This window comes from Flavobacterium sp. N502540 (assembly GCF_025947365.1).
Lineage (GTDB): Bacteria > Bacteroidota > Bacteroidia > Flavobacteriales > Flavobacteriaceae > Flavobacterium.
Map to the genome: position 1 here is coordinate 821,181 of NZ_CP110012.1, position 12,790 is coordinate 833,970.

General features: G+C 35.4%; 12 protein-coding genes. 10 read left to right on the forward strand and 2 right to left on the reverse strand.

The annotated features are described in order from the left end of the window. The first annotated feature begins 103 nt into the window (after positions 1–103). The 6 genes from murB to OLM58_RS03725 all read left to right on the forward strand — a co-directional run bounded on the left by murB (position 104) and on the right by OLM58_RS03725 (position 5,146). Complete coding sequence (murB, locus tag OLM58_RS03700) at positions 104–1,117, forward strand: UDP-N-acetylmuramate dehydrogenase (RefSeq protein ID WP_264531247.1); 1,014 nt, start codon at positions 104–106, stop codon at positions 1,115–1,117. A 156-nt stretch (positions 1,118–1,273) separates the two neighbouring features. After that, entirely contained in the window at positions 1,274–1,888 is a 615-nt protein-coding gene (locus OLM58_RS03705; RefSeq protein ID WP_264531248.1) for an FMN-binding negative transcriptional regulator, read from the forward strand. 83 nt (positions 1,889–1,971) lie between these two features. Further along, positions 1,972–3,078, forward strand: a complete 1,107-nt coding sequence (locus OLM58_RS03710) for a glycosyltransferase (protein WP_264531249.1) — start codon at positions 1,972–1,974, stop codon at positions 3,076–3,078. Continuing rightward, positions 3,069–3,620, forward strand: a complete 552-nt coding sequence (locus OLM58_RS03715; RefSeq protein ID WP_264531250.1) for an RNA polymerase sigma factor — start codon at positions 3,069–3,071, stop codon at positions 3,618–3,620. Before OLM58_RS03710 ends, OLM58_RS03715 begins: the two co-directional genes overlap by 10 nt. A gap of 155 nt (positions 3,621–3,775) precedes the next feature. After that, positions 3,776–4,600, forward strand: coding sequence for an energy transducer TonB (locus tag OLM58_RS03720; protein ID WP_264531251.1), 825 nt, complete (start codon positions 3,776–3,778; stop codon positions 4,598–4,600). Between the two features lie 165 nt (positions 4,601–4,765). Next, positions 4,766–5,146, forward strand: a complete 381-nt coding sequence (locus tag OLM58_RS03725) for a PH domain-containing protein (protein ID WP_264531252.1) — start codon at positions 4,766–4,768, stop codon at positions 5,144–5,146. Between the two features lie 67 nt (positions 5,147–5,213). Here OLM58_RS03725 and OLM58_RS03730 read toward each other — a convergent pair whose 3' ends face one another. Beyond that, positions 5,214–6,077, reverse strand: a complete 864-nt coding sequence (locus tag OLM58_RS03730) for a M48 family metalloprotease (RefSeq protein WP_264531253.1) — start codon at positions 6,075–6,077, stop codon at positions 5,214–5,216. Positions 6,078–6,409: 332 nt separating this feature from the next. On the opposite strand from OLM58_RS03730, the gene lipA reads away from it, so the two are divergent. From lipA to OLM58_RS03745, 3 genes are all read left to right on the forward strand, one after another. Beyond that, a complete protein-coding gene (lipA, locus tag OLM58_RS03735) occupies positions 6,410–7,276 on the forward strand; it encodes a lipoyl synthase (protein ID WP_202701570.1) in 867 nt (288 codons plus the stop codon). Positions 7,277–7,367: 91 nt separating this feature from the next. Next, complete coding sequence (gene gap, locus OLM58_RS03740; RefSeq protein WP_264531254.1) at positions 7,368–8,366, forward strand: type I glyceraldehyde-3-phosphate dehydrogenase; 999 nt, start codon at positions 7,368–7,370, stop codon at positions 8,364–8,366. Positions 8,367–8,392: 26 nt separating this feature from the next. After that, on the forward strand, positions 8,393–10,561 hold the full coding sequence (locus OLM58_RS03745) for an ATP-binding protein (protein WP_264531255.1): 2,169 nt from the start codon (positions 8,393–8,395) through the stop codon (positions 10,559–10,561). A gap of 23 nt (positions 10,562–10,584) precedes the next feature. Here the strand turns inward: OLM58_RS03745 and lpxK are convergent, their stop codons facing one another. Next, positions 10,585–11,607: a tetraacyldisaccharide 4'-kinase gene (gene lpxK / locus OLM58_RS03750; protein ID WP_264531256.1), complete on the reverse strand. Its 1,023-nt coding sequence runs from the start codon at positions 11,605–11,607 to the stop codon at positions 10,585–10,587. Positions 11,608–11,691: 84 nt separating this feature from the next. On the opposite strand from lpxK, the gene OLM58_RS03755 reads away from it, so the two are divergent. After that, positions 11,692–12,786, forward strand: coding sequence for a Nif3-like dinuclear metal center hexameric protein (locus OLM58_RS03755; protein ID WP_264531257.1), 1,095 nt, complete (start codon positions 11,692–11,694; stop codon positions 12,784–12,786). Positions 12,787–12,790: the final 4 nt, after the last annotated feature.

Below are 12,790 nucleotides of genomic sequence, written 5' to 3' on the forward strand. Positions count from 1 at the left end.
TGTATCCTAATTAATAATGGTTATTTTTTAGAAATCCAATTCAAATAAATTATAATCCTTACTTTTGGAGTCAGAATTAATTCTTCAAAAAAGCCTTTTATTTATGGAAATCCAATCCAATTTTTCTTTAAAAAACTACAATACTTTTGGCATCGAAGCCAAAGCCAGACAATTTGTTGCCGTACATACGGTTGCTGAACTGAAAACTATTTTAGAAGAAAACAAAGACGAACAAAAATTTATTTTAGGCGGAGGAAGCAATATGCTTTTAACCAAAGACATCGACGCTCTGGTCATTCATATTGATTTAAAAGGAAAAACAATCCTCAAAGAAGACGATGATTTTGTCTGGGTAGAAAGTCAGGCCGGTGAAACCTGGCACGACTTTGTTCTTTGGACCATCGATAATAATTTTGGTGGTTTAGAAAACATGTCATTAATTCCCGGAAATGTGGGAACAACCCCGGTTCAGAATATCGGTGCTTACGGAACCGAGATCAAAGACACTTTTGTTTCGTGCGAAGCGATCAATATTGCTTCTCAGGAAATAAAAACATTCACCAATGCCGACTGTAAATTTGGCTACAGAGAAAGTGTCTTCAAAAATGAAGTAAAAGATCAATATATAATTACCTCGGTAATTTACAAACTAACGAAACGAAATCATAAAATCAACATTTCATACGGAGATATTACCGCTGAACTGGCTAAAAATAACATCACTATTCCTACCTTAAAAGAGGTCAGCAATGCTGTAATTGCGATTAGACAAAGTAAATTACCTGATCCGAAAGAATTAGGAAATAGCGGAAGCTTCTTTAAAAATCCAATTTTATTAAAATCGGATTTCGAAAAAATACACCAGAAGTTTCCCGAAATGAAATATTACGAGGTTTCGGAAACCGAAGTAAAAGTTCCGGCTGGCTGGCTGATTGAGCAGGCCGGTTTTAAAGGAAAACGTTTTGGTGATGCCGGAATTCACAAAAATCAGGCTCTGGTTTTAGTCAATTATGGCAATGCCACAGGGCAAGAAATTCTGGCAGTTTCCAAAGATGTTCAAAAAACTGTTTTTGATACTTTTGGAATTCAGATTGAAGCTGAAGTAAATGTGATCTAAAAATTAGATCTTTAGATTATTCGATTGTTGGATTGTTGGATTGTTGGATTATTAAACTTTTAACGGATTGAAAAATCAGAAAACTTCAAACCTTTGAAACTTTGAGCCTTTGCTTCTTTGTCCCTTTGAACCTTTGAACCTAAAAAAAGAAAAAAAATGTACACACCCGACTTATACAAAAACGAAGATCCGGAATCGATCCGAACTTTTCTAAAAGAAAACAGTTTTGGCATCCTGATCAATCAGACACACGGAAAATTATGTGCAACACATATTCCGATAGAACTTGAAGTGAATTCGGACGGAAAAGAAATTTTACAAGGCCATCTTTCCAAACTCAATCCACAAGCAGAAGGTTTTGCCGAAAACGATCAGGTATTAGCTGTTTTTACAGGTCCGCACAGTTACATTTCATCGTCCTGGTACGATCATGAAAATGTTCCAACATGGAATTATATAGCGGTACATGTTTATGGCCGAATCAAAATTGTCGACGAAACCACATCCATAGAACAGCTAAAAAAATTAGTCGACAAATACGAAGCGAATTCAGTGAATCCGGTTCGCGTTGAAAATTTATCGGCCAAAACCATGCGGGAAGCCAGAGGTATTTTTGGCTTCGAAATTGAGATTGACGAAATTCAGGCTACTAAAAAACTCTCCCAAAACAGGGACGATCACAATTATAAAAACATAATTTCGGAGTTAGAAAAAACCGAAAACCCTCAGGCTATTGCTGTTGCAAAAGAAATGGCAAAATGCCGAAAGTAAATCCGTTTTCGGCATTGAAAATTAGGATTTCATGAGTACATTTGCACTCGCAAGATTCAGAAATTAAAAGACATTAAAATCAGATGCTTATAACTTTATTTTACTTCTTTATTGCTATCGTTTTCATTCAGATTTTCTATTACTTAGGGATTTTTGGAAAGTTCGCTTTCGGCAAACCTCAGGAAATAACTCCAAAGAAAATTCCGGTATCTGTTATCGTCTGCGCAAAAAATGAAGAAGAAAATGTAAAAAAGTTCATCCCTCTTCTTGCGGAACAAAACTACCCTGATTTTGAAATTGTTTTAATTGATGATGCCTCAAGTGATGAAACTCTGGAGGTTTTTGAAGAATTCGAACAGCAGTACAGCAATATTCGTCTGGTAAAAGTGCAAAACAATGAAGCTTTCTGGGGAAACAAAAAATATGCATTAACTTTAGGAATCAAAGCTTCAAAAAAAGACTACTTACTCTTTACCGATGCAGATTGTTATCCAACCTCAACGGAATGGATCACGGCAATGACCTCAAGATTCACCATGAACAAAACGATTGTTTTAGGCTATGGCGGTTATGAAAAAGTAGAACGTTCTTTATTAAACAAAATCATACGTTATGAAACCGTTTTAACGGCTGTTCAATATTTTTCATGGGCCAAACTAGGACTTCCATACATGGGTGTCGGTCGAAACTTAGCCTATAAAAAGGAGGAATTTTTTAATGTAAACGGCTTTATTGAGCACATCCAGATTCGTTCAGGTGATGATGATTTGTTTATCAATCAGGCTGCAACTAAAAACAATACTACCATTGCTTACAACCCTGAAAGTTTCACTTACTCTAAACCAAAGGAAACTTACAGAGAATGGTTTACTCAAAAAAGAAGACATGTTTCTACCGCAGAACATTACAAATTTTTTGATAAAATGCAATTGGGGCTGTTTTTCACCTCACAGTTATTTTTCTTTTTATCAGCAATTGTATTGTTAGCATTTCAGTTTCAATGGATCGCTGTATTGGCTATTTTAGCAACACGTTACACTGTAGCATGGATTGTTATAGGATTTTCTGCCGGTAAGCTAAAAGAAAATGACCTAAAAGTTTGGTTTCCTTTTGTTGAAATCATTCTTATATTCACGCAAATTAATATCTTTATAACTAATATCTTTTCAAAACCGGTATATTGGAAATAAATTCTAAAATAGAAAAAGCTAAAAAAGGCGATCAGATCGCCTTTACTTTTTTATTAGATTATTTCTGGAATGAAGTGTACAGCTTTATGCTGAAGCGTACCGAAAATGAAACCATCGCCGAAGATATTACCATCGAAACCTTCTCTAAAGCTTTCGATAAAATAGCCAGTTACAATCCTGAATTTCAATTCAACACCTGGTTAATTGCTATAGCAAAAAACGTTTATATTGATTTACTGCGTAAAAAGAAAACCAGTCTTTTTATAGAAATCACAGACAACGAAGACCAACAGGCCTACAATATTGCCGACCCTACTCCTTCTGCCGAAGATGCTTTAATTAAAGAACAAAATCTTTCGCGCCTGCTTCAATGCATCAAAGAATTAAAACCTCACTACCAGGAAGTCATTCAGCTTCGTTATTTCCAGGAAATGACTTATCAGGAAATAGCGCTGAAAATCAACGAACCTTTGAGCAATGTCAAAGTAAAATTACTTCGCGCTAAAAAATTACTAGCAGAAATCATCGAACGTAATGGATAATTTATTATCTTTAGGTAAAGAATAAAATATCCACGTATTTTTTCTTAAAAAACCTATTTATCCACATACTAAAACAACAACATCTCCGTTGTTAGCTAAAACCAAAACCGTACTGCCTATGATTTAATGTTACCTAACCTTAAAATCCAAAAATCATGACTAAATCAAACATCTACGAAACCAATTGGACCGATCTTGTTTTCGAAAACAAGAACAAAGAGTACGGCGCTTATCAATTACGCCAGGAGAGCTCAAAAAACACAGTTACAGCGCTGTTTATGGGATTGCTATTATTGGCAGGTCTGGGAAGTGCGTCGGTATTGATTAATAAGTTTGGAACACATGGCCCCGTAGAAACAGAACCAACTGTTCTTACTGACCCCATAACACCTGTAGATCTAACTCCGATTCAGGTAAAACCTGAACCACCGGCACCTCCTGTAGCCCCTCAGCAGACTGCTGCTGCAGCACCCGTTACCAGTACACAATTGGTAAATCCGGTTGTAACAGCCGCAACTCAGGCGACACCTGATGTTATTGCAACAAATACAGACAATCATCCTGTTGTTGACAATGCAAACACCGGAACAGGAAATGCCGTAAATGCATTACCGCCAAGTGGTGGTGGCGTAGAAACTACAGCTTTAACCGTAGAAAGTAAAGATCCTGTTAATGTAGCCATCTTAGACAAACTACCTGAATTTCCGGGAGGAATGACTAAGTTTTATACTTATGTAGGAAACAATTTCAACAGACCGGAACTGGATGCTGAAAAAACCTTAAGAGTGTATGTATCTTTTGTAATTGAAAAAGACGGTTCCATTACAGACATCATGGTAAAAAACGATCCGGGATACGGAATCGGAAAAGAGGCTATCAGGGTATTAAAATCATTAAAAACAAAATGGAGCCCGGGTATTTTAAACGGAAAACCTGTTCGAACTGCCTATAACCTTCCCATCACAATAAAAACAGAATAACAATAAAAAACGAAAAAGCAGAATTTAGGTTCTGCTTTTTTCATTTCATTAAGTGCCGGCCCATTCTTAATTAAATCCCGATGCAGTAAAAAAAATTAACAAAATAAATTACTTTTACAGCTCCCTAAGAGGAAAATCAAATCTATTAAAATTAAAAACTAAAAAATGGGAATATTTTCAGCTATTCTAGGCAATGCCGGCTCTGTTAGTCAGGAGGAGTTATTAAAAAAATACGGACAGCTTTTAACGGACAGAGAAGAAATCGAAATGGGTTTTAAACTACTTCGTGATACTTTTATCTTCACCAACAAAAGATTAATTCTGGTTGATGTACAAGGATTAACAGGAAGCAAAACAGAATACAAATCTATCGCTTACAAAAGTATTACACGTTTCAGTGTAGAAACAGCAGGAACTTTTGATTTGGATGCGGAATTAAAAATCTGGGTTGCAAGCGAATTACACCCAAGCATTGTAAAACAATTTAACAAATCGGTAAATGTGTACGATGTACAAAAAGTACTGGCATTTCACGTTTTAGGTTAAGCCTTATACAACAAACCCGACAAGTTTTAAAACCTGTCGGGTTTAGTTTACGCGACTCAATATAGAATTATTTTTTCTTTTTAGCGGGAGCTTTTTTGGCAGGAGTTCCTTTTTTAGCCGGAGCAGTATTTACAATTTTCTGCTGTACATACGGCTTATACAAACCATCTTTCTCCGCTCTTTTCTTAGCATCTTCAGCTCTTTGTTTTGAATCCGGATGCGAACTCATCATCTTATCAATAAAAGAAGCTTCATTGCCTTCACTCATTTTGGCCAGAATTCTAAATGCCGATTCTTCAGCATTTACATTGTATCCGTTTTTCTTTAAAAATTCATAAGAAAACAAATCGGCTTCTGCTTCTTGCTTACGGCTAAACTTACTGTCGATAATAGCACTACCTATTTTACCCAACTGACTATCAGTAACACTTGCAATCGTAGCCGATTGAGAAGCAGCTCCTTCTAACAAAGCTTCTTTTCTATAAGCCGCTTTAATTGCGTCTCTGGAATCCTGATTCGCTACGTGACCAATTTCGTGACCAATTACTGCCAGTAATTCATTGTCATCCATAATATCCATCAATCCTGAATATACACGTACGCTTCCATCAGCAGTTGCAAAAGCATTAACCTCTTTTAATTTATAAACTTTATAATTTAAAGTGTAACCGTCACCTGCAGTATACTTTCCAAAAACTTTGTTCAATCTTAAAGTATACGGATCAGTTGCAGCTGCAACCTGATTTTCAGCATCCATTTTATCAACAGCAGCTTTTGACAAAGCAGCAGCATCTGCATTGCTAAAAGTAAAACCGCTAACTCCTTTTTGAACAGCACCCAATGCTTTTTCACCAAAATTAATCTGCGCATTTATTTTTGTAAAACCAAAAGCGGCAAACAAAACTCCCAATACTATAAATTTCTTTTTCATGTTCTATAATGATTACAATTTAACAACAAATGTAGCACAAACCCAATTCCGTTTGAATTGCATTTCGACTAATTTTTTAACAAATAAAGATATAAATTTTAAATGAGTAAAAATGAGCAGTCAACCAAAATTGTCACTCTTACTTGAATTGACAAACAAAAAAGAGGCATTTTACCTCACATCAATGCTTTAAAAATAAAATTTTAACACACTTACACGATTATTACCAAAAGTGCGTTATAGAAACTCCAAGTCTTTCAATACCAAATTAAATCTTAAACGAATCTCCAAATAAACTACATTGCTTATCTTTGTACTTTGAATTTTGATATATGGAAACAGTCATTGAAAATATACCAACGGGAAAACCTAAATGGTTAAAGGTTAAACTTCCTATTGGACAAAAATACACTGAACTTCGTGGTTTGGTTGATAAGTATAGTCTAAACACTATTTGTACTTCGGGAAGCTGCCCAAATATGGGAGAATGCTGGGGTGAAGGTACTGCTACTTTTATGATATTAGGGAATGTATGTACCCGTTCCTGTGGTTTCTGCGGTGTAAAAACCGGACGCCCTGAAACGGTAGATTGGGATGAACCTGAAAAAGTAGCCCGTTCTATAAAAATTATGAACATCAAACATGCTGTAATTACAAGCGTAGACAGGGATGATTTAAAAGACGGTGGCTCAATTATCTGGATTGAAACGGTAAAAGCAATCCGAAGAATGAATCCGAATACGACTCTTGAAACCTTGATTCCTGATTTTCAGGGAATCGAAAGAAATATAGATCGTATCGTAGAGGCTAATCCTGAAGTGGTTTCACACAATGTTGAGACTGTTCGTCGTTTGACTCGTGAAGTACGTATTCAGGCAAAATACGATCGTAGTCTGGAAGTTTTACGTTATCTGAAAGAAAAAGGAATCAACAGAACCAAATCCGGGATTATGCTGGGGCTTGGAGAAACTGAAGAAGAGGTTTTTCAAACGATGACTGATTTACGAAATGCAAATGTTGATGTGGTTACTATTGGGCAATACCTTCAGCCTAGTAAAAAACATTTGCCTGTAAAAGAATTTATAACGCCTGATCAGTTTGCCCGATATGAAAAATTTGGTCTTGAATTAGGTTTCCGTCACGTAGAAAGCGGACCACTGGTTCGTTCTTCTTACAAAGCACAAAAACACATTTTATAAAAAAGTCTAACCGTTTATTTGTTAAATCGTTTAATCGTAAGTACGATTAAACTAATCGACGATTAAACGATTTAACAAACAATCGAAAAGCTTGAAAACAAGAATCGCTATAAACGGTTTTGGAAGAATAGGCCGAAATTTATTTCGCTTACTTTTAAACCATCCTGAAATTGAAGTAATTGCCATTAACGACATTGCTGACAACAAAACCATGTCGCATTTGATAAAATACGACAGTATTCACGGAGTCTTACCTTTTAAAGTCAGTCATGACGAGGAAGGAATTATTGTTGATGGAAAACATTTTTTCTTTTTTCATGAAAAAAGCATTTCAAATCTGGATTGGAAAAGCCACAAGATAGATTTTGTAATTGAATCAACAGGAAAGTTTAAAACACACGAAGAACTAAACGCCCATATCGAAGCCGGAGCAAAAAAGGTAATCCTTTCGGCTCCATCAGAAGTTGACACCATCAAAACAGTAGTTTTAGGAGTTAACGAAGCCATTCTTGACGGAAGCGAAAACATTGTTTCGAATGCAAGCTGCACGACAAACAATGCGGCTCCAATGATAAAAATCATCGATGAACTGTGTGGAATTGAGCAGGCTTACATCACAACAATACACTCTTACACCACAGACCAAAGCCTTCATGACCAACCACATAAGGACTTACGTCGTGCGAGAGGGGCAAGCCAGTCGATTGTTCCAACAACTACAGGTGCAGCTAAGGCATTAACAAAAATTTTCCCTAACTTGCATCATAAAATCGGAGGATGCGGAATTCGTGTTCCTGTTCCCGATGGTTCCTTAACAGACATAACGTTTAACGTAAAACGTGCTGTTACGATTGAAGAAATAAATAAAGCATTTGAAGAAGCCTCAAAAACAAATTTAAAAGGAATACTAGATTACACAGAAGATCCAATTGTTTCTGTTGATGTAATTGGCAACACACATTCGTGTTTGTTTGATGCTCAATTAACTTCGGTTATTGACAAAATGGTAAAGGTTGTGGGTTGGTACGATAACGAAATTGGATACTCATCAAGATTGATCGATTTAATTTTACTAATAAGAAAAACCTAAGATTCATTGTAAAAGCATTGCCATACATGAAACACTATCTTTTTATTGTTGTTTGTCTATTAAATTCGTTTTTGTACTCTCAATCTAAAAAGAGTACGGATAGCATTTCCTATTACAACAAACTAACGGACACCAATCTCAGCAATAAAAAATACGAAAAGGCAATTTATTACACCGAGAAATCAATTGATTTTTGCGAGGCAAACAATAAATTAGAAAACCTGGCCAATCAGACTTTTAAGCTTGGGAAAATTTATTACCATCAAAAAAATTACGCAGAAGCTCTAAAAAACTTTCATAAAAGCGTTGCTCTGTTTGAAAACACAAAACCAACCTGCACAAAAGTTTTGGCATTGCACTATATTGGCTTAACCAATACCACAAAAAGCAATTACGAAACTGCGGCAATCTACTACAGAAAAGCCGAAGAGCTTTTAAACCAGTTAAAGATTACGGATCATGCCGAAATCCTAAGCTATCAAAAAGCAATAGCTCTAAAAACTGCTAAAAACCTGCCTTTAGCAGCTGAAACTTTTCGCAAAATAACACAACGGCCGGACAATACTGAGATTCTAAAAACCAAAACCGATTCATATTATCAACTAGGCTTAATTGAAACACAACTGAAGCGAAATGATTCGGCTATCGTTTATTTTGAAAATGCTTTAAATTATAATGCCAAAATAAATAATCTGGCCCAAAAATCAAAAATCGTTCTGGCCATCAGTCAGTATTACAGACAAAACAAAAAATTTGATCTTGCTTACTCGTACCTGGAAGAACATTATCAGCTGGAGAATTACATCTTAAAGCTGAAAAATACTCAAACGGATCACGATGAATTCGAAAAATTCAAGAAGAACGAATCCTTAAAAGCCAGTATTAAAAAGGAAAGCGAAGAGAAAATCCAGTTAAAAACCTACCGATACTCTAAACTGGTAAGTATTCTGGCCATTGCCCTTATTTCGATCTTATCTCTTTTGAGTTTAGCATTGTACAAAAACAATATTATCCGAAATCAGAATAATTTACTGTTAAGAGAAAAAAACAAAGAACTCATTCTGGCCAAAAACAAAGCCGAAAAGGCATCTAAAGCCCGAGCTGAGTTTTTATCTACAGTAAGTCATGAACTGCGAACTCCTTTAAATGCCATTAACGGAATCACTCATTTATTACTGGAAGATAACCCGAAGAAAAAACAACTAAAATATTTAGAATCTTTGAAATTCTCAGGAAATTACCTGACTACTTTTATCAATGAGATTCTGGAAATTAATAAAATTGATTCGACAAAGGTCGAAATAGAAAACATAAGCTTTAACCTGAAAGAGCTTCTTTTTAACATTCAGAGTTCATTAAAGGAACTGGCTACCGCCAACAAAAACTACTTTAACCTTGAAATAGACGAGGCTATTCCGGATAATATAATTGGTGACCCTACAAAACTGTCCCAAATCATCCTGAATTTAATCAACAACGCTTTAAAATTTACTCAAAACGGACATGTCAATGTAATTGCAAAATTATATGAACTGGAAGAAGACAACACAACCATTTACTTCGAGATTGTAGACACCGGAATTGGCATCCCTGAAGATAAGCTTCAAACTGTTTTTGAAAGTTTTTCACAAGGATCGATAGAAGTAAACAGAAAATATGGCGGAACCGGCCTTGGACTTACGATTGTCAAAAAACTAATTGAGCTTTTGGGTGGAGAAATCAAACTAAAAAGCGAAGTTGGCAAAGGTTCAACTTTTACATTCAAACTAAATTTTAAGATCAATAAAGAACAATTGAAAACGATTGAAGAAATAAAACCATACAACGACGTACAGTTAAACAACAAATCAATTCTGTTGATCGAGGACAACAAAATCAATCAAATGATTACTCGAAAAATGCTTGAAAATAAAAACATCAGCTGCGAAATCATCGACAATGGTGAAGATGCGGTTGAGCTTTTAAAAGTAAAACGTTTTGATATGATCCTCATGGACGTACACTTACCGGGAATCAACGGAACAACGGCTACAAAACTTATCAGAGAGTTTGACAAAACCACTCCGATTATTGCACTTACGGCTATTTCACTAGACGAAAACAGAGACATGCTGTTGTCTTACGGAATGAACGATGTGATTACAAAACCATTTGTTCCGGACGAATTCTACAGTATTATAGCCCGGTTTTTTTAGAAAGGTACTAAGAAGCTAAGGCTCTAAATTACTAAGTTTTTTTGTACGAACTCCAGAATAGTTGCATCGAAATTTTTACTGTTACTGATAAAGGTACTTTTTATCGGCAGATAGTACAATTGTGAAATCAATTTGGAATCTTTCAGCCGAACATAGTCTTTTTCTGTTGTAATGATTTTTCTATGATTGCCTTTTCCCAGGATATTTGCCACATCTACATCAGAAAAATGATGATGATCAGGAAAAGTCAAACAGTCATCTTTTTCATTTTTCAAGTAATCAAAAAACGGTGTAGGTTTTGCGATTCCCGCTAAAAGTAATTTTGATTCTGATTTAATATCTTTTACAGCAAGTTGCTCTTCTTCATTATAAATAAAATCATCATAGTTAATAAACGTAAAATACAGCTGCTGAGAGCTTCTTAACTTTAATTTCGACCTGATTTCTTCCTGCTTTTCCTCAGACAGTTCTTTTGGACATTTTGTTATAATTACAATATTGGCACGATCCGCTCCGCTTCTACTCTCGCGCAAGTTTCCGGTTGGCAGCATAAAATCATCAGCATACAAATCGTCATATGAACTTAACAGAATATAAAACCCGGCTTTCACTTTTCGGTGCTGGTAGGCATCATCCAATAAAATCACTTCGGGTTTTTCTTTTTGCGAAAGCAATTGTGTAATTCCGTTTCTTCTGTTCGCATCAACGGCCACCTGAATATTTGGAAACTTTTGATAAAACTGAAACGGTTCATCGCCTAAAATTTCGGCATTAGAACTTTCACTCGCTAATACATAACCTTCTGATTTTCTTTTGTAGCCCCTACTTAAAGTAGCAACTTTATATTTCTGAGATAACAATCGGATAAGATATTCTATTTGTGGCGTTTTGCCTGTACCGCCAACACTAAGATTTCCAACCGCAATAACCGGAATATCAAATGAAGTCGATTTTAAAATTCCTTTGTCGAAAAGAAAATTTCTCACTGCAGTGACACATCCGTACAAAATCGCAAACGGAAAAAGTATTTTTCTAAGTACATTCATTCTACGAAAGTATAATATTTTTCGTTAATTTGTTTCAAGTTTACACCACAAGACAGGACTTAAAACCTGAAATAAAACTAAAAAATGAAAATCAAAGAAATATTAGCTGTTCTTGAAGAAATGGCTCCTTTGGCTTATGCCGAAGATTTTGACAATGTCGGACTCTTAGTGGGTGATACCGAAACAGAAAGTACCGGAGTTTTGGTTTGCCATGATGCTTTAGAAATTGTAATTGAAGAAGCAATAGCCAAAAACTGTAATCTGGTAGTTTGCTTTCATCCTATTTTATTTTCGGGAATTAAAAAAATAACCGGTAAAAACTATGTGGAGCGTGCCATTTTAAAGGCTATCAAAAACGACATCGCTATTTATGCCGTTCATACGGCATTAGACAACCATTCACAGGGAGTTAATAAAATATTTTGTGATGCTTTAGGCCTAATCAACACTAAAGTTTTAATCCCTAAACAAAGTTTCATTCAAAAATTGGTTACCTACACCACCCCTGATAATTCAGAAAAAGTTCGCAATGCTATGTTTCAGGCCGGCGCGGGTACGATTGGAAATTATGACAACTGCAGCTTTAATACCGAGGGCTTTTTTACTTTTCAGGGAAATGAAAACAGCAATCCTGTAATTGGAGAGAGAGGAAAACTACACACGGGAACTGAAATCAAAATCGAAGTTGTATTTGAAAAGCACTTACAGTCTAAAATTTTAAAGGCTTTATTTGCCAGCCACATTTACGAAGAAGTAGCTTATGAAATTTATGATCTGAAAAATTCCCATCAAAATATTGGATTGGGAATGATTGGTGAATTTGAAACTGAAATGGATGAAAAAGACTTTTTACACTCCGTAAAAGACAAAATGATTGCAGAGGGAATTCGTCATTCTGCTTTTTTAGGAAAAAAAATAAAGAAAGTCGCTGTTTTAGGAGGCTCAGGCAGTTTTGCCATAAAAAATGCCATTCAGGCAGGAGCAGATGCTTTTTTAACTGCCGATTTGAAATACCATCAATTTTACGAAGCAGAAAACCGACTTCTTTTAGCCGATATTGGTCATTTTGAGAGCGAACGGTATACAAAAAACTATATTGTTGATTATCTTCGAAAAAAAATCCTTAATTTTGCCATCATTTTATCAGAAGAAAATACAAATCCAGTTAAGTACTTATAAGAAT

Excerpts from the sequence above, each read along its gene's own strand:
- OLM58_RS03755 (WP_264531257.1), top strand. The coding sequence starts at position 11,692 with ATGAAAATCAAAGAAATATTAGCTGTTCTTGAAGAAATGGCTCCTTTG.
- OLM58_RS03720 (WP_264531251.1), top strand. The coding sequence starts at position 3,776 with ATGACTAAATCAAACATCTACGAAACCAATTGGACCGATCTTGTTTTC.
- lpxK (WP_264531256.1), bottom strand. The coding sequence starts at position 11,607 with ATGAATGTACTTAGAAAAATACTTTTTCCGTTTGCGATTTTGTACGGA.
- OLM58_RS03730 (WP_264531253.1), bottom strand. The coding sequence starts at position 6,077 with ATGAAAAAGAAATTTATAGTATTGGGAGTTTTGTTTGCCGCTTTTGGT.
- murB (WP_264531247.1), top strand. The coding sequence starts at position 104 with ATGGAAATCCAATCCAATTTTTCTTTAAAAAACTACAATACTTTTGGC.
- OLM58_RS03710 (WP_264531249.1), top strand. The coding sequence starts at position 1,972 with ATGCTTATAACTTTATTTTACTTCTTTATTGCTATCGTTTTCATTCAG.
- OLM58_RS03705 (WP_264531248.1), top strand. The coding sequence starts at position 1,274 with ATGTACACACCCGACTTATACAAAAACGAAGATCCGGAATCGATCCGA.
- OLM58_RS03745 (WP_264531255.1), top strand. The coding sequence starts at position 8,393 with ATGAAACACTATCTTTTTATTGTTGTTTGTCTATTAAATTCGTTTTTG.
- lipA (WP_202701570.1), top strand. The coding sequence starts at position 6,410 with ATGGAAACAGTCATTGAAAATATACCAACGGGAAAACCTAAATGGTTA.
- OLM58_RS03725 (WP_264531252.1), top strand. The coding sequence starts at position 4,766 with ATGGGAATATTTTCAGCTATTCTAGGCAATGCCGGCTCTGTTAGTCAG.